The sequence below is a fragment of the Nonomuraea sp. WAC 01424 genome, assembly GCF_003947315.1.
In the GTDB taxonomy this organism is placed as follows: Bacteria; Actinomycetota; Actinomycetes; order Streptosporangiales; family Streptosporangiaceae; genus Nonomuraea; species Nonomuraea spiralis.
Map to the genome: position 1 here is coordinate 140,757 of NZ_QHHZ01000007.1, position 18,250 is coordinate 159,006.

Here is an 18,250-nt window from a genome sequence, read left to right on the forward strand (position 1 = left end):
CCACCCGCATGGAGAGAGAGCTGATGGCCTTCTTCAACCGACCCATCGACCTGGGCACCCTGTTCGACGACCTCGCCGAGCGCGACCGCAGCACCGGCGTGCACGTGAGCCGCCCTCTGGACATCGCCCCCCATCTTGGAACCGATCTCGAAATTTCGGACTTGGCGGATCTGGTTGGTGAGGCTGCCGGCTGGCTGGCCGCCGCCGGGGTGCGCCGCGGCGACCGGGTCGCCATCGTCAAGCGCAACCACTGGGACTACGTGCTGCTGTCCTGCGCCGCCGCGCGCATCGGGGCGGTGCCCGCCTCGCTGTCCGCGCACCTGGCGCCCGACGTGCTGGAGATCCTGCTCAAACGGCTGGAGCCGGCGCTCCTCGTCACCGACAAGGCCCTCGCCGCCGCGCCCGGCCTGGCCTGGCAGGCCCCGCGTACGCTGGTCATCGACGGCACGGCCGACGGCCTGCTGTCCCTGGACGACGTACGCGGCTGGGCCGCGCCGCCGGTGCACCGGCCCGCCCCGGACGACCCGCTGGCCGTCGTGCACACCTCGGGGACGACCGGGGTGCCCAAGCTCGTCGTGCACTCCACCCGTACGCTGCTGCGCCGCCTGGCCGGGTTCGAGGCACACCGGTGGCCGCTGCTGGGCAGCCGTCCGGACGACGTCGTGGGCAGCGCCATCTCCTTCGCGCACGGGCGGGCCCTGGCCTGGACCGCGAGCGTGTTGTGGCTGGGCCCCGCCAAGCTGCTCGCGGTCTCGGCCCCCGGCTGGGACGAGGCCGGCCCGTTCCTGGCCCGCCACCGGCCCACGACTTTGGAGGCGCTGCCCGCCACGTACGTGCGATGGCAGCGGCGGGCGCTCGGCGAGGGCAACCCGTTCGAGCGGGTACGCCTGTTCATCAGCACGTTCGACGCCATGCACCCGCCCACCGTTCGTACGTTCCTGGGCGCCACCCGGCATCGGCGGCCGGTGTGGATGCAGGGCTGGGGGCAGAGCGAGACCGGGCCGCTGACCTTCCGCCTGCTCACCCGCAAGGCCATGGCCGACGGCGACGAACGGCATCCCACGACCCGCGACCTCGGGCGTCCGGTGCCCACGCGCACCCGGTTGCGGGTGGTCGACCGCGAGACGTTGCGTCCGGTGCGCCGGGGGGCGAGCGGGCTGGTGGTGTGCCGTACCAAGGCGTTGTGCCTGGGGTACGTCGGGGAGCAGGAACGGTGGCTCGGCAAGCGGCTCGGGCAGTGGTGGCACACCGGGGACGTGGGCGCGCTGAGCCGTACCGGGCGGGTGCGGTTCGTGGACCGGGAGACCGACACGATCCCAGGCGCGAGCTGCGTCGAGCTGGAGGACGTGATCGACGACCGGCTGCCCGGGGTGCTGGAGTGCGTGATCCTCGGCGTTCCCGGGCGGCCCTCGGTGCCGGTCGTGGTCACCGATGACGGCGGGCTCGACCAGGACGCCTGGCGGCGGGCCGTGGCCGACCTGCCCGAGCTGGCCGATCCCGTCGTGCTGACCTGGGAGCAGGTGCCCCGTACCGGCACGGGCAAGGTCCGCAGGACGGCGCTGCGCGAACTCCTGGGCGAGGTCCCGGACACGTACGGGACGGGGCGATGGACGTGACGGCGGGGTCGTGGGTCGTCGCCGGGGGCGTGGGCGAGCGTGCGGTCGTCGATCGGCCGCTGGCGGGGGTGGTGGTGCGGACGCGCGGGGGCTCGCTCGCGTTGCGGGTGGCCGTCGAGCGGCTGCGCGCGCTGGGGTGCGAGGTCGGGGCCGACGGCACGCCGCCGCCCGCCGGGGCGCCCGCCGGGTGGCTGGGGGTCGCGGCGGCGCCGTTCGGCGGGCCGGGGGAGGCGCTGCCGGAGTGCGGGATCTCCTGGTCGGGGCCGGTGGGCGTGCCGATGGCGAACGAGCGTGACGTACAGGCGGCCTGCGGGATCGCCCACGTGCACGGGCGGGCGTCCGGCCGGCCGCGCGCGTTGCGGCTGGACTACGCGTCGGTGTGCGCGGGGGTGCTCACCGCCCAGGCGCTCACGGCGGCGCTGCTCGCGCTGCTGCGCGGCGGAACCGCCCTGGCGGTGCGTACGTCGGTCGCGCAGGCGGCGCTGCTCGCGCTCACCCAGTACCTCGCCGTCGCCACCGGCGAACGCTCCGACCCGCCCTTCCCCCGCGCCGCGCGCGAGGGGCACGGGAGGCCGCCGTTCCGGGCCGCGGACGGGGTGTGGTTCGAGGTCGAGACGTTCGAGGCGGAACGCTGGCTGAGGTTCTGGGCCGTTCTGGGGGCCGGGTCGAGGGCCGTGGCGGTCGGTTGGCCGGCGTTCCAGCAGCGGTTCGCGACCGCGACCTGCGTGTTGCCGTCCGAGCTGGTGGACGTGGCCGCCGCCGTGCGGTTCCCGGACGTGGTGGCCGCCGGTGCGGAGTGTGGGGTGAGCGTTCTTCCCGTACGGGCCGCCGACGCGCCGCTCGTACCCGCTCCCGCCTCCCCGTGGCGGTTGCGCGGGCTGAGCGGCGTCGCCGGGCCGGCCCTGCCGCCGCTCGCCCGGAACGTCCGCCGCCCGCTGGCCGGGCTGCTCGTCGTGGAGTCCACCAACCGGGTTCAGGGGCCGCTCGCCGGGCACGTACTCGGGCTGCTCGGCGCCGACGTCGTACGGCTGGAGCCGCCCGGCGGCGATCCGCTGCGCGGCGTGCCGCCCATGGCGGGACCGACCTCGGCCCGCTTCCTCGCGCTCAACCGGGGCAAACGTGCCCTCGAAGCCGACCTCAAGTCCGGGGCGGGACGGCGGGCCGCGCTGCGCCTGGTCGCCGATGCGCACGTGTTCCTGCACAACTGGCCGCCCGGCCGGGCCGGCGCGTACGGGCTGGACCATGACGACCTCGCGCCCGTCCGGCCGTCCCTGGTCTACGCGCAGGCCGGTGGATGGGCGGAGGCGCTGCCCCCGCCGCAGCCGATGGGCACCGACTACCTGGTGCAGGCGTACAGCGGGGTGGCGGCGCTGCTGGCGGGGCCCGGCGAGGTGGCGGCGCCGTCGCTGATGACGCTGACCGACGTGCTGGGCGCGCTCATCAGCGCCGAGGCCGTCGTCGCCGCCCTGGTGGCCCGCGCCCGCACCGGCACCGGCGTACGCGCCGAGACGGCGCTCATCGACGCGGCCCGCCTCCTGCGCGCGACGGCCGCCCCGGCCGCCGCCGGCCCGCTGAATGCCGTGACCGTCACGGATCTGGCGGTCATGGCCCACGATCCCGCCTTCGCCGACGTGCTCGACCACACTCCCCACGCCGTCTACAGCCGTGCCCCCTGGACGTTCGCCCCAGCCGCCCACCCCGAGGAGGCCCCTTAGATGCGTACCGACCCCCTGCCCTGGACGTCCGGCAACGGGATCGTCCTGGCCGACCGCGTACCCAGAAGTCTGCGCGCGGAGTGGACCGCGCGCGGCCTGTGCCCCGATCTGGACCTGTACAGCCTGTTCAGCGAGCACGTCCGGCGGACGCCGGAGCGGGAGGCGGTCGCCGACGAGACCGGCTCTCTCGACTTCGCCGCGCTGGCCGCCCGCGTACGCCGGGCCGCCGCCGCCCTGGCCGCCGCCGGGCGCGGGCCGGCCGACATCGTCGCCGTCCTGCTGCCCAACGGGCGCGACGCGGTCGTGGCCGAGCTGGCGGTCGCCGCCGTCGGCGCGGTGGCCCTGCCCATCCCGCACACGCGGGGACGGCGTGACGTCACCGGGCTGCTGAACCGGTCCAGGGCGGCCGCGTTGATCACCGTTCCCGAGCTGGCCATGGGGTTGCGGGCAGGGCTGCCGTACGTGGAGGAGACGTGGACGTTCGGCGCCCCCACGCCGGGCACGCGCTCGCTCGACGAGGTGGACGATCAGGACGTACGCGGGTGGCGGCCCGCGTGCCCGCCCGCCGAGTGGCCGGCCCGCATCCTGCTGTCGTCCGGCACCGAGTCCGAGCCGAAGATGGTCGCCTACTCCCACAACGCCATGGCCGGCGGCCGGGGCGCCTACCTGCGGGCCGTACTGGGCGAGGACGGGCCCACGCGCAACCTGCTGCTGGTCTCCCTGGCCTCCTCGTACGGCTCCTGCGGGACCTCCGTCCTGCTGGCCCGCCACGGCGGCACCCTCGTACTGCGCTCGCGCTTCGACGCCGCCGACGGCCTGGGCGCCGTGGAGCGCCACCGGCCCACCCACCTGTACGGCGTACCGACGATGTTGCGCCGCATGGCCGACGCGGAGACCGAGGCCGACCTGTCGTCGTTGCGCCGCGTCGTCACCAGCGCCCAGCCCCTGCAGGGCGAGGCCAGGCAGGCGTGCTCCCGCCGCTTCGGCGTGCCGCTCGTCAACGTGTACGGCTCCACCGACGGCGTCAACTGCCACACCGGCCGCACCCCCGGCCAGTGGGCCCCCGGGCTGGCCGGAACCCCCGATCCCGCCGTGGCCGAGATCACCGTCAGGGACGCCGACGGGCACGCGCTGCCGCCCGGCGAGGCGGGCGAGATCTGGGCGCTGGGCCCGATGACCCCGCTGTGCTACGTCGCCGCCCCCGACCTGGACGACCGCTACCGCGCCCCCGGTGGCTGGGTACGCACCGGGGACCTGGGCCGCCTCGACCCCGACGGCACCCTCTGGGTCCTCGACCGGATCAAGCGCGTGGTGATCCGCGGCGGGCTCAGCATCTCCCCGGCCGAGGTCGAACGCGAGCTCAGCACCCATCCCGACGTCGCCGACGCCTTCTGCGTCCCGGTTCCGGACGACGACATGGGGGAGCGGATGTGCGCCTGCGTGTCCACGAGAGCGGGCGTCAGCCCGCCGTCCCCCGCCGAGCTGATCGCCTACCTGCGCGAGGAACGCGGCCTGGACCGGCGCAAACTCCCCGAACGTTTCCTCTGGCTGCCCGAACTCCCGCTCGGCCCGACCGGCAAGGTCTGCGCGGCAACCCTGGCCCGCATGGCCGCCCGGTCGGCGGTGCCCGTCCCGCGTACGCCGATGAGGAGCAGCCGATGAGCCGGGCCGCGTACGTGTTCGGCGACCGCCGCGACCATGTGGCGGAGCAACACCGCTGCCTGGAGCTGGCCTACGACCCGATGACCCTCGAACGCCTGGCCGAAGCCGGTGTCGGCCCCGGCATGCGGTGCCTGGAGGTGGGCGCGGGCGGCGGCAGCGTGGCGGAGTGGCTGGCCCGGCGGGTCGGGGCGGCCGGGAGCGTGCTGGCCACCGACATCGAGCCCGCCTTCGAGCCCGTCGCACCCGGGCTGGAGGTGATCCGGCACGACGTCGTCCGCGACCCGCTGCCGGAGGCCGCGTTCGACGTGGTCCACGCGCGGCTGGTGTTGCTGCTCCTGCCGGAGCGGCTGGCCGTGCTCGACCGGCTCGTCCGCGCGCTCAGGCCGGGCGGGGTGTTGCAGCTCGACGAGTTCGACATCACGTACGGACCCGGGTTGCTGATGCCCGACCCCGGCGCGGCCGAGCTGTACGAGACGTTCATGCGGGCGAAGATCCGGGTGATGACGCGCGCCGGCGTCGACGTGGCCTGGGGACGGAACGCCGCGGCGGCGATGCGGAGGGCCGGGCTGACCGACGTCGACCCGCGGCCCAGGGTCGAGCTGTGGGACGCGTGCTCGCCCGGCGCGCGGCTGGTCGCCCACCACACGCGGCAACTGCGTGACCGGTTCGCCGAGGAGGGCATGACCGACCGGCAGCTCGCCGACGTACGGGCGCTGATGGCCCACCCAGGTTTCCGCGCCACCTCGTGCGTGGTCTACTCCGTGCAGGGCCGCCGTCCGCTGGAGGTGGCGTGATGCGCATCGATCTCCATGGCGCCGCGCCCGGCGTGCACTCCGCGATGGCCCGGTTCGACGCCGCCGCGAGCCGGGAGCTGGATCCCGGGCTCGCCGAGCTGGTCCGCGTACGCGCCTCGCAGCTCAACGGCTGCGCGCTCTGCCTCGGCCTGCACACCAGGGCCGCCCTGGAGACGGGTGAGGACGAGGCCCGCCTGCGCACGCTCGCCCTCTGGCGGGACAGCCCGCTGTTCACCGGGCCCGAACGCGCGGCGCTGGAGCTGACCGAGTCGATGACCAGGATCGAGGAGGCGGGGGTGCCGGAGGAGGTGTTCGCCGCGGCCCGCGAGCACTTCGACGAGACCCGGCTGGCCCACCTGCTGTGGACGATCGCCGCCATCAACGCCTGGAACCGCGTCGCGATCGCCGCCGCCCCGCCCGCCCCGCCTGCCGCCCCGCCCGTAGCCCCGCCCGCAGGGTAGGGGCCGCCGTGGCGTGATCGGGGCGTGTCTCCCGTACGGAGGGGGCGTTGTGGCACGATCGGGGCATGCGTTCCCGTACGGAGGCGGTCTTAGCGGGGCTGGTCGTGCTCGTGCTGGCCGGGGGGTGTGCCGATCCGGCGGCCGAGCGGGTGTCACTGGTGAACGACTCGGGCGGGCCCCCTTCGTCCAGCCTGGCGCCGGGCATGCCCCGCGTGGCCACGGGGTCGCCGACGCCGGTCCCGTCCCGGCCGGCCCCGAGCGCGACGGCGCCGCTCATGCCGGTGGTGGTTCCGGTCACGTCGCTGGCCGAGCCCATGGCGACGGGCACGCCCCTGCCGGCGTCCGGTTCGCCGCGCTTCTTCGTCACCGTGGGGGCGCCGTACGTCGCGCCCGGCCCCTTCCCACCCGGGCAGAGCCCCTCCGCGAGCGGGGCGCCCGCGCAGTTGCCGCCCGTCGTGAACGACGCCGCGACCGGCGCGTTCGTGGCGCCCGTGCCGAGGCCGAAGGGAGGGCCCTCCGGCTGGGAGCTCGTCGCCGCCGCGCCGGACAACCGTACGTTCGCGCTGGCCGGCGGGACCCTCGGGAAGTCCTTCCGGTTCTTCCTCGTCCGGCTGGAGGAGAACGGGCAGCCGGGTGAGCCGCGGCTCGTGCCCGAGGCCGAGCCCGAGCCCGAGCAGGTGGTGGCGCTGGCGCTGAGCCACGACGGCACCAGGCTCGCCTACGCCTGCGACCTCGCCGAGGGCGGCACCAAGGTGACCGTCCTCGACGTCGCCACCGGCCGCCGCCGCGACTGGACCACCTTCGGCAAGCTCGTGGACGTGGCCTGGGCGCCGGACGGGCGGAGCCTGGCCACGGTGGGGAACGGCTGGGGGATCGGCCTGCTCGACCTGGCGGCCGGAGGGACCGACCTGAGGAAGGCGTCGCGGCTGCTCAGGTCGTACACGGAGGTGCCGCTGCCGCGGTCGATCGCCTTCACACCCGACGGCCGGGCGCTGCTCTACACAGCCGGTTCCAACGTGAACCGGCTGTCCGTCGACGGCGGGGAGCCGGAGCGGGTGGCGCAGGCCGCGGTGCCGGCGGGCGCGCGGGCGGACCTGCGCCTCAGCGTGGACGGGAGCGGCCGCCACCTGCTCTACACGCACGACTGGCGTGCCTACCGGGTCGATCTCGCCGACGGCTCCGCCACGTCGGCGCCGATCGACATCGGCAGCACGCAACCACGGGACGGCCGGTCGGCGGTCGTCGCCTGGTGAGTGTGCCGGTGGCCGGTCAGGTGCCGAGGTGCCGGGCCTCGTGCTCCCAGCGGTCGCGCGGCTGGGTGTGCAGGCGCCAGTAGTGCTCGGCGATGTCGTCCGGGTCGAAGGCGGTGCCGGGGGCGACCGCGCCGGCGACCGTCACGCTGGCCACGTGCACGCCGTCCGCGCCGTACTCCTGGTCGAGCAGGGTCACCAGGGTCCGTACGCCGGCCTTGCCCAGGGACAGGCTCACGTAGCTCGGCTTCGGGTGCGGCATGCCGCCGGTGACGATGAACGTGCCGCCGCCGCGCCGGGCCATCCCCGGTGCCACGTGGGCGGCGGCCGAGATCGCCCCGACGACGTTGACCGCGTACGCGTCGAGCTGGGCCCGCGCGGGCAGCTCGCCGGGCCGGTCGGCCTGGATGATCGCGGCGTTGTAGATCACGGCGTCCGGCGGTCCCAGCTCGGCCGCCGTCTTGTCGAGCGCGGCGCGCAGCGCGTCCTCGTCCGTGCTGTCGGCGAGCGCGGTGGCGACCGGCACTCCGTACGTGGACAGGGCGGTCACGGCGGCGTCCACGCTCGTCGTGCTCCGCGCGATCAGGCCGACCGGCAGCCCCTCGGCGGCGAACCGGCGCGCCACCGCCTGCCCGATCCCCGGCCCCACTCCGATGATCACTACACCCGACACCGTCATCTCCCATCTGTATTGGCGACAATGGACACGTTAAAGGGTCACATCCATGTGAAGGTCAACCGGAGGCTTCCATGCGAATCGGCGATCTCGCCCGGCAGACGGGAGTGAGCCGCAGGCTGCTGCGTTACTACGAGGACCAGGGTCTGCTCAGACCCCTGCGCCTGCCGAACGGCTACCGCGAGTACGCCGAGACGGACGTCTCGGAGGTGCGCCACATCCGCGCCCTGCTCGAAGCCGGTCTGCCCACGTCGGTCATCACCCGGGTGCTGCACTGCGTGCACGACGACGGCGAGGTCGTGGTGCCCTCGTCGTGCCCCGAGATGATGGACAACCTGAACCGCGAACGCACCCGTATCAACCTGGAGATCAGCCGTCTCGCGGCCTCGCGGCAGGCGCTGGACTCGATGCTCGCCATCGCCCGCGAGCCCGCCGATGGGCGGCGTTCGCCCAGGTGAGACGATGGGTGGCATGGAGGCGGGGGCCATCCGGGTGATGGATCGCGAGGAGTGTCTGACGCTGCTGTCCATGGTGCCCGTGGGCCGGGTGGCGTGGGCGCGGCCGGACGGCACGCTCGTCGTCCTGCCGGTGAACTTCACGCTCGACGCCGACACCGTGGTGTTCCGGATCCCGCCGGGACCGATCCTGGAGGCGATCGAGAGCGGCGTGCCGATGGCGTTCGAGGTCGACGACATGGAGCCGGCCATGCGTACGGGCTGGAGCGTGCTGCTGACCGGCGTGGGGGAGGTCGTACGCGATCCGGCGGAGACCGGGCGGCTGGAACGGCTGACCGGCGCGCCTTGGCCGGAGCTGGAAGACCCGGTTCTCGTCCGGCTGTCCCTGCATCGCATGGCGGGCCGCCGCCTGCCGCTGCACCCGGGCGGGGTGGTGGTCGAGCGCCTCCACAGGGAGCCCTGAGAGCCGCTTCCCCGCCGCGCCGGAGCGGTCAGACCGGCGGTACGAGCGTGAAGTATCGGTCGAGCAGGGCCCGGTCGCCGCGTACGTCGAGCCGGTCGGCGGGTACTCGCCGCCACAGGTGAAGCAGCAGGTCGGAGGCGGTTCCGGCGAGCTCGACGTGAGCCTCGGAAGCTCCGCCGAGGCGGACGGTGTCGCCGTCGAAGTGGACCGCCCATGCTCCTGGCCCGTCCGTCTGGCGGAACAGGTAGCGCTCGCCGGTGCCGGGCGGGGCCTGCGTCCAGGATCGGCGGGCGGGGGCCATCACCTCGAAGACCTGGGTGACGGCGTCGGCGGCGAACGCGGCCTCGATCGGACCGGGGGTGCCGAGCGCGTTCTCGGCGTCCCAGCGGTGCACGGCCGCCTCGATGGCCTGCATACGCTGCCAGAACCCGACCGTTTGCTCCTCCGACCAGGTCCAGGCGGGGTCGTCCGGGCCGCCGGCGGAGAACGTGGCCTCCAGCCGGGCCGCGCCCTCGGCGAACCAGTCGAGCACGGCCGCGGGCACCGGCCCGGTGTTGGGGGCGTGGTCGGGATGCGGCCAGTCACTGATGTCCGCCGGCAGGCCGAGGACGGCGAGGTCGGTGGGGTCGGGCAGTCCGGGGAGGCGGTCGCTGATGACCGCGTCGACGTGCCGGTGCACCGCGCCCAGGTGGATGACCAGGTCGGCGACCGACCAACCGGGACAGGACGGCACGAGAGGCGTGCCGCCCGGCGCGATCGCCCGCCGCGCGGCGGCCTCGAACGCCCGGACCTCCCGGTGGAACTGGGCGACGTGATCCATGGCCTCACTCCGATCGTCCGGGGGTTGGGGGTCCGGGGTTCGATGAGGTTTATGCGTCTGTGGGATCGCGTCGAAACTGTACCGGTTGGCCGGTATAGTTTCGGGCATGCCACGACCCAGTTCCAAGGACCGGCTGCTCGACGCCGCCGCCGACGTGCTGCTCACGGAAGGGGCGGAGTCGCTGACGCTGGAGGCGGTCGCCCGGCGCGCGGGCATCTCCAAGGGCGGCCTGTTCTACCACTTCCCGACCAAGCAGGCCCTGGTCGGCGCCATGGTCGCGCGGCTGACCGACGCCTTCGACCAGGCGCTGGCGACTGCGGGCGGGCGGCCCGGCGACTTCCTGCGCGCGTACGTACGGGCCACGATCCCCGAGCGGCACGCCGCCTCCGCCCCCGCCGACCGTGTCACCGCCGCGCTCCTGGCCGGCGTGCTGGTCGATCCGGCCGGGCTGGAGCCGCTGCGCGCGCGGTTCGCGGCCTGGCAGGCCCGCCTGGCCGACGACGGCATCGATCCGGCGGCGGCGACCGCCGTACGGCTGGCCGTGGACGGATGGTGGGCCGCGCGCCTGCTCGGCCTCAGCGAACCCGGCCCCGACCTGCACGAACCCACCCGCCGCTACCTGATGGAGGCCATCGACCGTGCTGCGCGCGACTAAGACGTTGATGTTGCTGACGGATCTCGGCTTCGTGGCCTACTTCACGATCACCGGCCTCGGCCTGATCCCGCCCGAGTGGGTCTTCGCCGACTACGCCGATCCGCTGATGGTCGACTGGAACTGGTCGTTCCTCTGGATCGACCTCACGGCCAGCGCGACCGGCCTGACCAGCCTGTGGCTCCTGCGCCGCGCCCGGCCCGCCGGCGAGCCGCTGATGCTGGTCTCGCTGGTGCTGACGGCGGCCTCGGGGCTGATGGCGATCGCGTTCTGGACGTTGCGCGGCGACTTCGCGCTCGCCTGGTGGATCCCCAACCTCTACCTGCTGCTCTTCCCGCTGCCGGCCATCGCCGGGCTCACCGTCCGGGGAAGAAGTCCGCACTCTGGACGTATTCCATCGCCTTGACGAACCCGGGGTCGGTCAGCCGGCGCTCCGCCTCCTCAGGGGAGACGTCCTCGACGCGGGTCTGGATCCACCACAGGTTGCCCCACGGGTCGCGTACCCGGCCGACGCGGTCGCCGAAGAACAGATGGGTGACCTCGGTGACGGACGTGCCGCCGGCCTCGACCGCCCGGCGGTGGGCGGTGTCGGCGTCGGGCACGTACAGGCGGAGGAAGCCCGGCGTCGGCGGCCACTCGGGGCGGGCGTCGAACATCATCACCACCGCGTTCCCGATCCGCGCCTCGGCGTGCGCGATCCGGCCCTCCTCGTCGGCCATCCGGCCCAGTTCCACGGCGTCGAAGGCGGCCTCCATCCAGGTGATCAGGCCGTCCGTGTCGGATGAGATGAGCCACGGCGTCACGGTGGTGTAGCCCTCGGGGATGGGGTTGACGGTCATGATGTGCCCTCCGGAATCGGTGCGATGGGAAGACGATAGGAGGCCAGTAGGTCAGTTCTTGTCCTACATCGCAGGCATTCTTGGGGCATGACGTCCTTGCGGTTGCTGAGCCTGCTGTCGCTGCTGCAGACCCCGCGTGAGTGGCCGGGCGGCGAGCTGGCCGAACGGCTCGGGGTCAGCCGCCGTACGATCCGGCGCGACGTCGAACGGCTGCGCGACCTCGGCTACCCGGTGGCCGCGTCCATGGGCGCGGACGGTGGCTACCGCCTGGTCGCGGGCCCCGCCATGCCGCCGCTGCTGCTCGACGACGAGGAGGCCGTGGCCATCGCCGTCGGCCTGGTCACCGCCGCCAGGCATCCCGTGCAGGGCATCGAGGAGGCCTCGGTACGCGCGCTGGCCAAGCTGGAACAGGTGTTGCCGGCACGGCTGCGTCACCGGGTGGCCTCGCTCGGCGCCGCCACCGTGCCGCTGCCCGGCGTCGAGGGGTTCGACGTCGATCCGGGCCGGCTCACCGCGCTGGCCGTGGCCATCGCCAACCGTGAACGGGTGCGCTTCCGCTACCTGGCCGCCGACGGCGCCGGGAGCGCCCGCCTGGTGGACCCGTACCGCCTCGTGGCCGCGGGCCGGCGCTGGTACCTGCTCGCCCACGACCACGACCGGGACGACCGGCGCCTCTTCCGCGTCGACCGCATCGACGACGTACGGGCCACCGGCGCCCGGACCACCACCCGCGAGCCGGACGACCCCGCCGCGTACGTCGCCGCCAAGCTCTACTCGGGCGCCCCCACGTACGAGGCGGTCGTGACCCTGCACGCCCCGGCCGCGGACGTGACCCGCGGGCTCGGCGCGAACCCGGGCGAGATCACCCCCCTGGACGGGCGCACCTGCCTCCTGCGCGCCTCCGCCGACACCCTGGACTGGCTGGCCTTCCGGCTGATCACGCTCGGCTGCGAGTTCGAGGTGCGCGAGCCGCCCGAGCTGGTCGAGCACGTGCGGGCGCTGGCCGCCCGTCTCACCCGCGCGAGCGCGCCAGGAACTCCAGCACCAGCGGGCTCGCCACCTCGCGGAACTCCTCGAAGTAGGCGTGCCGCGCCCCCTCGATGAGCCGCAGCTCCGCCCCCGGGATGCGGCCGGCCAGGAGCGGCGCGTTGCCCGCCGGGTTGAAGACGTCGTCGGTGCCGTGGACGACCAGCGTCGGCGCGGTGATGGCGGGCAGCACGGCCCAGGCGTCGTGCCCGGCGCTCGCGGCCAGGTGGCGGCGGCGGGCGTGGGCGGGCATGCCCGGGTCGCCCACCGTGTGGTACGGCCCGGGATGCGTGGCCAGCCAGGCCGGCGTGTACATCAGCTCCAGCAGCGCCCGCCCGGCCGCCGCCCGGTCGGCCTGGGCCAGCGCCCGGCGCACGTCGTTGCCGCGTTCCAGGCCGTGGGCGCCGCCCGGCGAGCTGCAGCCGAGCACGAGCGTCCCGACCCGGCCGGGGTGGTCGGCGGCCAGCCATTGGGCCACCCGGCCGCCCATCGAGGTGCCGTAGACGTCGGCGCGGTCGAGGCCCAGCTCGTCGAGCACGGCCAGCACGTCCTGGGCGAACCCGCGGGTCGTGTACGGCTCGTCGGGTTTGTCGCTGTCGCCGGTGCCTCGGTAGTCGAGGGTGATCGTGCGGTGGGCGCGGTCGAAGTCGTCGCGTACCGGGTCCCACCAGCGGTGGTTGTTGGCCTGCCCCTGGAGCAGCACGAGCGCGGGGCCGCTGCCGCGGACCTGGTAGGACAGCTTGACGCCGCCCTGCGTGATGGCGAATGGCACGCCTTCGATGGTGCCATGGCGGCGAATATGCCATTGACGGAGTGAGTACTCACTCCGTACCGTCGGAGGCATGACGAACCAGACAGGCCGGCGCCGCGCGCCGGCGATGAGCCCCGAACAACGCCGCGAGATGATCGTCAGGGCCGCGCTCCCCCTGGTGGTCGAGTACGGCACCTCCGTGACCACCGCCCAGGTCGCCCGCGCGGCCGGCATCGGCGAAGGCACCGTCTTCCGCGCCTTCGGCGACAAGGACGCCCTGCTCGCCGCCTGCATGGCCGAGGCCCTGCGCCCCGACGACACCCTCGCCCACGTGTCCGCGATCTCCCTGGACCTGCCGCTGGCCGAGCGGCTGGTGGAGGCGTCCGAGGCGCTGCGCGGCTACCTGGCCAGGATGGGCGCGGTGGCGGGCGCCCTGGCCACCTCAGGCGGCCTCCGCCGCCCGCCCGCCTCTCACGACACGACGGGCGAGCGGCCCGAGTCCCACGACACGACGGGTGAGCGGCCCGCCTCCCAGGGGGCTCCGGGCGAGCGGGCCGTCTCCGGGCGGGAGGCGTCGATGGCGGCTTCCCGTGAGGCCCTGGCCGTGTTGTTCGAGCCCGAGCGCGACCGTCTCAGGCTGGACCCCGAGCGCCTGGCCGAGGCGTTCCAGTTCATGGTCATGGCGGCGGGCCGCGGCCCCTCCCCGCTCGGCTCCGAGGAACTCGTCGAGCTGTTCCTGCACGGCGCGCTCACGGGCGGCGAACGCCCTTGACCGACCTCTACGAAGACCTGGCGCCCCGGCGCCGTACGGTGGTGACCGTCGCCTTACTCGGCTGCGCCTTCCTCGGCATGCTCGACGGCACCGTGATCGGCACCGCGCTTCCCCGCATCGTCGAGCAGGTCGGCGGCACCACCTCGTGGTACGTCTGGCTGGTCACCGCCTACCTGCTCACCTCCTCCGTCAGCGTCCCCGTCTACGGCCGCTTCTCCGACCTGTACGGCAGGCGCGGCCTCCTCCTCTCCGGAGTCGCGATCTTCCTGGCCGGTTCGCTGGTCTGCGGCCTGGCCGGCTCGATGGAGGTCCTGGTCGTCAGCCGGGCCGTCCAGGGGGTCGGCGCGGGCGCCCTGCTCACCCTGGGCATGGCCGTGATCCGCGACCTCCACCCGCCCCACCGGGCCGACGGCCTGATCCGCATGCAGTCCCTGCTGGCCGCCATGATGATCGTCGGCATGATCGGCGGCCCACTGGTCGGCGGCCTGCTCACCGACCACGCGAGCTGGCGCTGGGCGTTCCTGGTCAACCTGCCCATCGGCGTGGTGGCGGCCACGCTGATCGCGCTGCTGCTGCCCGACCGGCGTCCGCCGCGTACCACCGGCAGGCTCGACGTGGCCGGGATCGCCCTGCTCACCGCGGGTCTGTCGCTGGTGCTGATCGGCCTGAGCCTCAAGGGCAACACCGGGCGCGGCTGGACCGATCCGGCCGTGCTGGGCTCGCTGCTGGGCGGGCTGGCGCTGCTGGTCGCGCTCGTCCCCGTCGAGCGGCGGGCCGCCACGCCGGTGCTGCCGCCCGGCCTGATGCGCCGCCGCACGTACGCGGCGCTGCTGGCCGGTGGGTTCTTCTTCCAGGTGGCGGCCCTGCCCGCGGGTGTCCTGCTGCCGCTCTACCTCCAGCAGGTACGCGGCTACTCGGCCACCGTCTCCGGCCTGCTGCTGCTTCCGATGCTGGCGGGCATGACCGTCGGGAACCGGCTCACGGCCGCCCTCGTACTGCGTTCCGGTCACACCAGGGCGGCGCTGCTGACCGGCGCCGCGCTGATCACGGCCGGTACGTCGGCCTTCGCCGTGCTGGGCCCGGGCACCTCGCCGTTCCTGGTCGGGATCCTGCTGCTGGCAGTGGGACTCGGTACGGGCCCGGCCATGGGCGGGCTCACCATCGCCACCCAGAACAGCGTCCCCCGTGCCGACATGGGCACGGCGACGGCGGGCTCGGCGCTGTCCAAGCAACTCGGCGGCTCCTTCGGCCTGGCCTGCGCCCAGTCGCTCATCGGCGCGCAGGCCACCACGCAGGTCACCGCGGCGGCCGTGGGCTCCACGGTCGCCTTGACCGGCGGGATCGCGGGCCTGCTGGCCTTCGCCGCGCTGCTGCTCGTCCGCGAGACCAGGCTCACGGCCGAACAGCCGGCCGCCGCCTGAGGAATTCGCCGGGATTCGGGGGAATGTTCCGGGGGGAACCCCCGTTGCACAAACCGTGACCGGTGTGTCCAGTGTCCCCGGGCCTCACCTATTGCCTTCGCGGACTACCGTTCGGCTGGAGCCGCGTTGTGCCTTTCGCCGAGAGGCGACCTGCACACCGGTACACGCACACGTGGAAGCCCGCCCTCTCCGGAGGGCGGGCTTTCGCGTCCGCTACGCCGGCCGGTTCTTGGCGTAGTACGGGTCGGTGACGCCGCCCGGGCAGGCCACCTCCTCGGTGTCCAGGTGGGTCAGCTTGGCCCCGGCCTCGTACGCGCTCTGCAGGAACTCCAGCACGCCCGCCACCGGATCGCCCATGGCCCGCACGTCGTCGTAACGCAGCACGGCCAGATGGCTGCCGCGCGCGGCCAGCCACTCGGCCTGGCCGGGCTGCAGCGGCTCCCGTTCCAGGCCCTTGGGCTCGGGCGCAGTATAGGAGTAGAACGCCGGCCAGGGCCGTTCCTTGTCGCCGAACCAGAACCCCGCGCTGATCACCTCCCGGCTGTAGGCCTCGCGCGTGACGGGGTCGGTCTCCGCCGACACCTCGGCGGGACGGCCGGTGAAGAGGGTGACCGCGATGTCGAACGTGTGCCAGAAGTGGTGGACCGGGCTGACCTTGCCGCCGAAGTCCGCCGCGAACCGGTCCAGGAGCTGCGCCACCTGCGACAGGATCCGCCAGTAGCGGTTGATCAGCACCGGGTCGTAGTGCGCGTGCCGGGTGTCCTCGGCGAACGGCGTCTCGTCCTCCAGGTCGTACGGGACCGCCCAGATCTCCGGCCGGATCCCCAGGTCGGCCAGCGTCTGGAAGAGCCGGGCCTGGAACGTGGCCACCGACAGCCCGACGAGGCTGAACTCCGCGCTGCGGCCGTCCAGCACGTCGATGACCAGGCGGTGGCGTACGAGGTCGAAGTCCACGCAGAACAGCGGCTGCTCGGCGAGCCCGCCCATCGGCCGGGTGGTCAGGCCGCGCCCGGTCAGATGGAACGGCACCTGCCACCAGTGGTTACGCCGGTTACTCACCGTCAGTCGGATCTTGCCGACTATCTGCGCAAAGCGGTGGAAGGTCTCCTTGGTGTCGACCCACTCTTCGAGTGGCATAGCCGGAAAGAGCTCCATGTTCTCTATGGTAACTACGCTGTGTAATCAACCTTCAGGGGGTCGGACGCTACCATCCGACTTGAAGGGTGGTTCAAGTCGAGGAGCCGGGCATGCGGGACACGTTGATCGACATTGGCGAGGTGGCCAGGCGTACCGGGCTGGCCGCGTCCGCGCTGCGTTTCTACGAGCGCAAGGGGCTCATCGAGGCCGAGGGGCGCAACGGGCTGCGCCGCGTCTACCTGCCGGAGACGCTGGACCGGCTGGCGCTGATCACCTGCGCCCGTGACGCCGGGTTCACGTTGTCGGAGATCGCCGAGTTCCTGCGGGCCAGGCCGGCCGACACACGGCTGCGCGAGCGTATGGCCGCCAAGGAACGCGAGGTCGACCAGCGGGTGCGGCAGCTCACCCGGCTGCGTGACAGCCTGCGCCACGTCGCCGTGTGCGAGCACGACCCGCTGGTCGAGTGCCCCGAGTTCAAGCGCGCCGTGAAGGCCGTCAGCCAGAGCTGACGTACTTGCGCGGGCGCAGGGCGTGGGTGCGCAGCGCGGCCAGGGCCGCGTACTGTCCGGGCCTGGCCATCCGTACGGCCAGGTCGTCGCTGAAGGCCAGGTCCAGTGCGGTGAGCTGGGCGACCAGGTCCGCGACGGGCGCGGCGACGTCGTCGAGGCTCGTCGCCGGGTGCCAGCCCTCGCCGCCCACCACCCCGGCCACCCGTTCGCGCAGCTCGGCCGGCGACATCAGCACGCCGTCGGCCAGCAGCATGATGCTGGCCTCGCGGGCCGACACCTCGAACTCGTGCTCGCCCCTGGCCAGCAGCAGCCGGGTGACGGCCTCCCACATGGCGGGCGGTGAGTTCAGCAGGTGTTTGCCGTAGTCGGTGATGGCCAGCCGGGCGCCGTCGCGGCTGATCGCGCCCAGCTCGCGCTCGGCCAGCTCCCGCAGCCTCAGCGCCTCGGGCGAGGGGGCCAGCCGGAGCGGCAGGCTGCCCTCGGAGGCGGCCAGCGAGAGCAGCTTGCGCAGGGCGGGCAGGGGCTGCGGCGTCACCGGCGCGTGCAGGCGCACCTCGAACGGCTGGGCCAGCTCCCGCCGGGCCGGGCCGCGCCCGAGCACCCAGCGGTTGAGCCGTTCGCCGTGCACCCGGTTGAGCCAGCTGTCGCCGCCCAGCTCGGCGCGGGGCTCGGTGAGCCAGCGGCGGGTCAGCGCGGTGCGGTCGACGTCCTCGCCGGCGACGATCGCCAGCTCCAGGGCCGCCGAGCAGGCCACGTGCGCGCCCAGCTCCTCAGGGCCCATGATCATGCTCCACTGGAGCTCCGGTACGTCGGGCGGGAGCACGCCCGTGGCCTCCAGGGCCTTCTGGTAGGCGCTGGCGCCCGCGTCCTCGCCCTCCTGGGCGTAGGTACGCAGGATCTGGACGGTCGTGGGCGACACGCAGAGGGCGGCGTACCGTTCCATGCCGCCGAGCTGCAACAGCCGCCCGAGTGAGCGGGACAGACGTTCGTGGTCGCCTCCGGGCCGGAGCGGGCCGACCTTGATCGGAAGCGTGTACCAGAGGAACTCGCAGACGTCGAGCTGGGTCACCGTCTCCAGCGGTTCCCCACCCGTCAACCATTCGACGGCGGTCCTGGCCTCCTCGGCCAGGTCCGGCTGAGATCGCTCCAACTCGGCGAGAAGGGCGGTGACATCCGGTGCACTCATGCCTCGAAGTTTGCCGTATCGCACCCAGCCCTGACGATGACCGAA

Annotated in this window: 20 protein-coding genes; 14 read left to right on the plus strand and 6 right to left on the minus strand. The window is 73.8% G+C overall.

Translation table 11 applies throughout. The features are described 5' to 3' along the window. Positions 1-8: 8 nt before the first annotated feature. From DMB42_RS20495 to DMB42_RS20520, 6 genes are all read left to right on the plus strand, one after another. On the plus strand, positions 9-1,616 hold the full coding sequence (locus DMB42_RS20495) for a class I adenylate-forming enzyme family protein (RefSeq protein ID WP_260477814.1): 1,608 nt from the start codon (positions 9-11) through the stop codon (positions 1,614-1,616). Continuing rightward, on the plus strand, positions 1,607-3,331 hold the full coding sequence (locus DMB42_RS20500) for a CoA transferase (protein ID WP_125636583.1): 1,725 nt from the start codon (positions 1,607-1,609) through the stop codon (positions 3,329-3,331). Before DMB42_RS20495 ends, DMB42_RS20500 begins: the two co-directional genes overlap by 10 nt. Continuing rightward, positions 3,332-4,993, plus strand: coding sequence for a class I adenylate-forming enzyme family protein (locus DMB42_RS20505; RefSeq protein WP_125636584.1), 1,662 nt, complete (start codon positions 3,332-3,334; stop codon positions 4,991-4,993). Further along, positions 4,990-5,787: a class I SAM-dependent methyltransferase gene (locus DMB42_RS20510; protein WP_125636585.1), complete on the plus strand. Its 798-nt coding sequence runs from the start codon at positions 4,990-4,992 to the stop codon at positions 5,785-5,787. Before DMB42_RS20505 ends, DMB42_RS20510 begins: the two co-directional genes overlap by 4 nt. Beyond that, positions 5,787-6,248 (plus strand): carboxymuconolactone decarboxylase family protein, encoded by a 462-nt coding sequence (locus tag DMB42_RS20515; protein ID WP_125636586.1) that lies wholly within the window; start codon positions 5,787-5,789, stop codon positions 6,246-6,248. The genes DMB42_RS20510 and DMB42_RS20515 overlap by 1 nt, the downstream gene beginning before the upstream one ends. Before the next feature lie 65 nt (positions 6,249-6,313). Further along, the gene (locus DMB42_RS20520) at positions 6,314-7,501 is read left to right on the plus strand and encodes a WD40 repeat domain-containing protein (protein WP_125636587.1); all 1,188 of its coding nucleotides are present in this window, start codon (positions 6,314-6,316) and stop codon (positions 7,499-7,501) included. Positions 7,502-7,517: 16 nt separating this feature from the next. On the opposite strand, the gene DMB42_RS20525 is transcribed toward DMB42_RS20520, so the two are convergent. Then, positions 7,518-8,177 (minus strand): SDR family NAD(P)-dependent oxidoreductase, encoded by a 660-nt coding sequence (locus DMB42_RS20525; RefSeq protein ID WP_185844767.1) that lies wholly within the window; start codon positions 8,175-8,177, stop codon positions 7,518-7,520. A gap of 71 nt (positions 8,178-8,248) precedes the next feature. Here DMB42_RS20525 and DMB42_RS20530 point away from each other — a divergent pair, with 71 nt between their 5' ends. Beyond that, on the plus strand, positions 8,249-8,632 hold the full coding sequence (locus DMB42_RS20530; protein WP_125636589.1) for a MerR family transcriptional regulator: 384 nt from the start codon (positions 8,249-8,251) through the stop codon (positions 8,630-8,632). A 4-nt stretch (positions 8,633-8,636) separates the two neighbouring features. Beyond that, positions 8,637-9,092, plus strand: coding sequence for a pyridoxamine 5'-phosphate oxidase family protein (locus DMB42_RS20535; protein WP_185844768.1), 456 nt, complete (start codon positions 8,637-8,639; stop codon positions 9,090-9,092). 28 nt (positions 9,093-9,120) lie between these two features. Here the strand turns inward: DMB42_RS20535 and DMB42_RS20540 are convergent, their stop codons facing one another. After that, entirely contained in the window at positions 9,121-9,912 is a 792-nt protein-coding gene (locus tag DMB42_RS20540; protein WP_125636591.1) for a maleylpyruvate isomerase family mycothiol-dependent enzyme, read from the minus strand. A gap of 106 nt (positions 9,913-10,018) precedes the next feature. On the opposite strand from DMB42_RS20540, the gene DMB42_RS20545 reads away from it, so the two are divergent. Both DMB42_RS20545 and DMB42_RS20550 read left to right on the plus strand, forming a co-directional pair. Next, entirely contained in the window at positions 10,019-10,567 is a 549-nt protein-coding gene (locus DMB42_RS20545; protein WP_125636592.1) for a TetR/AcrR family transcriptional regulator, read from the plus strand. Beyond that, the gene (locus tag DMB42_RS20550; protein WP_125636593.1) at positions 10,551-10,970 is read left to right on the plus strand and encodes a DUF5360 family protein; all 420 of its coding nucleotides are present in this window, start codon (positions 10,551-10,553) and stop codon (positions 10,968-10,970) included. Before DMB42_RS20545 ends, DMB42_RS20550 begins: the two co-directional genes overlap by 17 nt. On the opposite strand, the gene DMB42_RS20555 is transcribed toward DMB42_RS20550, so the two are convergent. Beyond that, entirely contained in the window at positions 10,921-11,403 is a 483-nt protein-coding gene (locus tag DMB42_RS20555; RefSeq protein ID WP_125636594.1) for a VOC family protein, read from the minus strand. The two genes, DMB42_RS20550 and DMB42_RS20555, sit on opposite strands and share 50 nt — an antisense overlap. 87 nt (positions 11,404-11,490) lie before the next feature. Here DMB42_RS20555 and DMB42_RS20560 point away from each other — a divergent pair, with 87 nt between their 5' ends. Continuing rightward, positions 11,491-12,507, plus strand: coding sequence for a YafY family protein (locus DMB42_RS20560; protein ID WP_125636595.1), 1,017 nt, complete (start codon positions 11,491-11,493; stop codon positions 12,505-12,507). On the opposite strand, the gene DMB42_RS20565 is transcribed toward DMB42_RS20560, so the two are convergent. Next, positions 12,416-13,201, minus strand: a complete 786-nt coding sequence (locus DMB42_RS20565) for an alpha/beta fold hydrolase (RefSeq protein WP_229825326.1) — start codon at positions 13,199-13,201, stop codon at positions 12,416-12,418. The two genes, DMB42_RS20560 and DMB42_RS20565, sit on opposite strands and share 92 nt — an antisense overlap. A 70-nt stretch (positions 13,202-13,271) precedes the next feature. On the opposite strand from DMB42_RS20565, the gene DMB42_RS20570 reads away from it, so the two are divergent. Beyond that, positions 13,272-13,952 carry a TetR/AcrR family transcriptional regulator gene (locus DMB42_RS20570; protein ID WP_125636597.1) on the plus strand — a complete coding sequence of 227 codons (681 nt, stop codon included), beginning with the start codon at positions 13,272-13,274 and terminating at the stop codon, positions 13,950-13,952. Next, entirely contained in the window at positions 13,949-15,373 is a 1,425-nt protein-coding gene (locus DMB42_RS20575; RefSeq protein ID WP_221762263.1) for an MFS transporter, read from the plus strand. The genes DMB42_RS20570 and DMB42_RS20575 overlap by 4 nt, the downstream gene beginning before the upstream one ends. A gap of 213 nt (positions 15,374-15,586) precedes the next feature. On the opposite strand, the gene DMB42_RS20580 is transcribed toward DMB42_RS20575, so the two are convergent. After that, positions 15,587-16,528 (minus strand): DUF5996 family protein, encoded by a 942-nt coding sequence (locus DMB42_RS20580; protein ID WP_125636598.1) that lies wholly within the window; start codon positions 16,526-16,528, stop codon positions 15,587-15,589. A 92-nt stretch (positions 16,529-16,620) separates the two neighbouring features. Between DMB42_RS20580 and DMB42_RS20585 the strand changes: the two genes are divergently transcribed. Further along, positions 16,621-17,019, plus strand: coding sequence for a MerR family transcriptional regulator (locus tag DMB42_RS20585; RefSeq protein WP_125636599.1), 399 nt, complete (start codon positions 16,621-16,623; stop codon positions 17,017-17,019). Here the strand turns inward: DMB42_RS20585 and DMB42_RS20590 are convergent. Beyond that, complete coding sequence (locus DMB42_RS20590) at positions 17,006-18,205, minus strand: hypothetical protein (protein ID WP_185844769.1); 1,200 nt, start codon at positions 18,203-18,205, stop codon at positions 17,006-17,008. The genes DMB42_RS20585 and DMB42_RS20590 overlap by 14 nt on opposite strands. Positions 18,206-18,250: the final 45 nt, after the last annotated feature.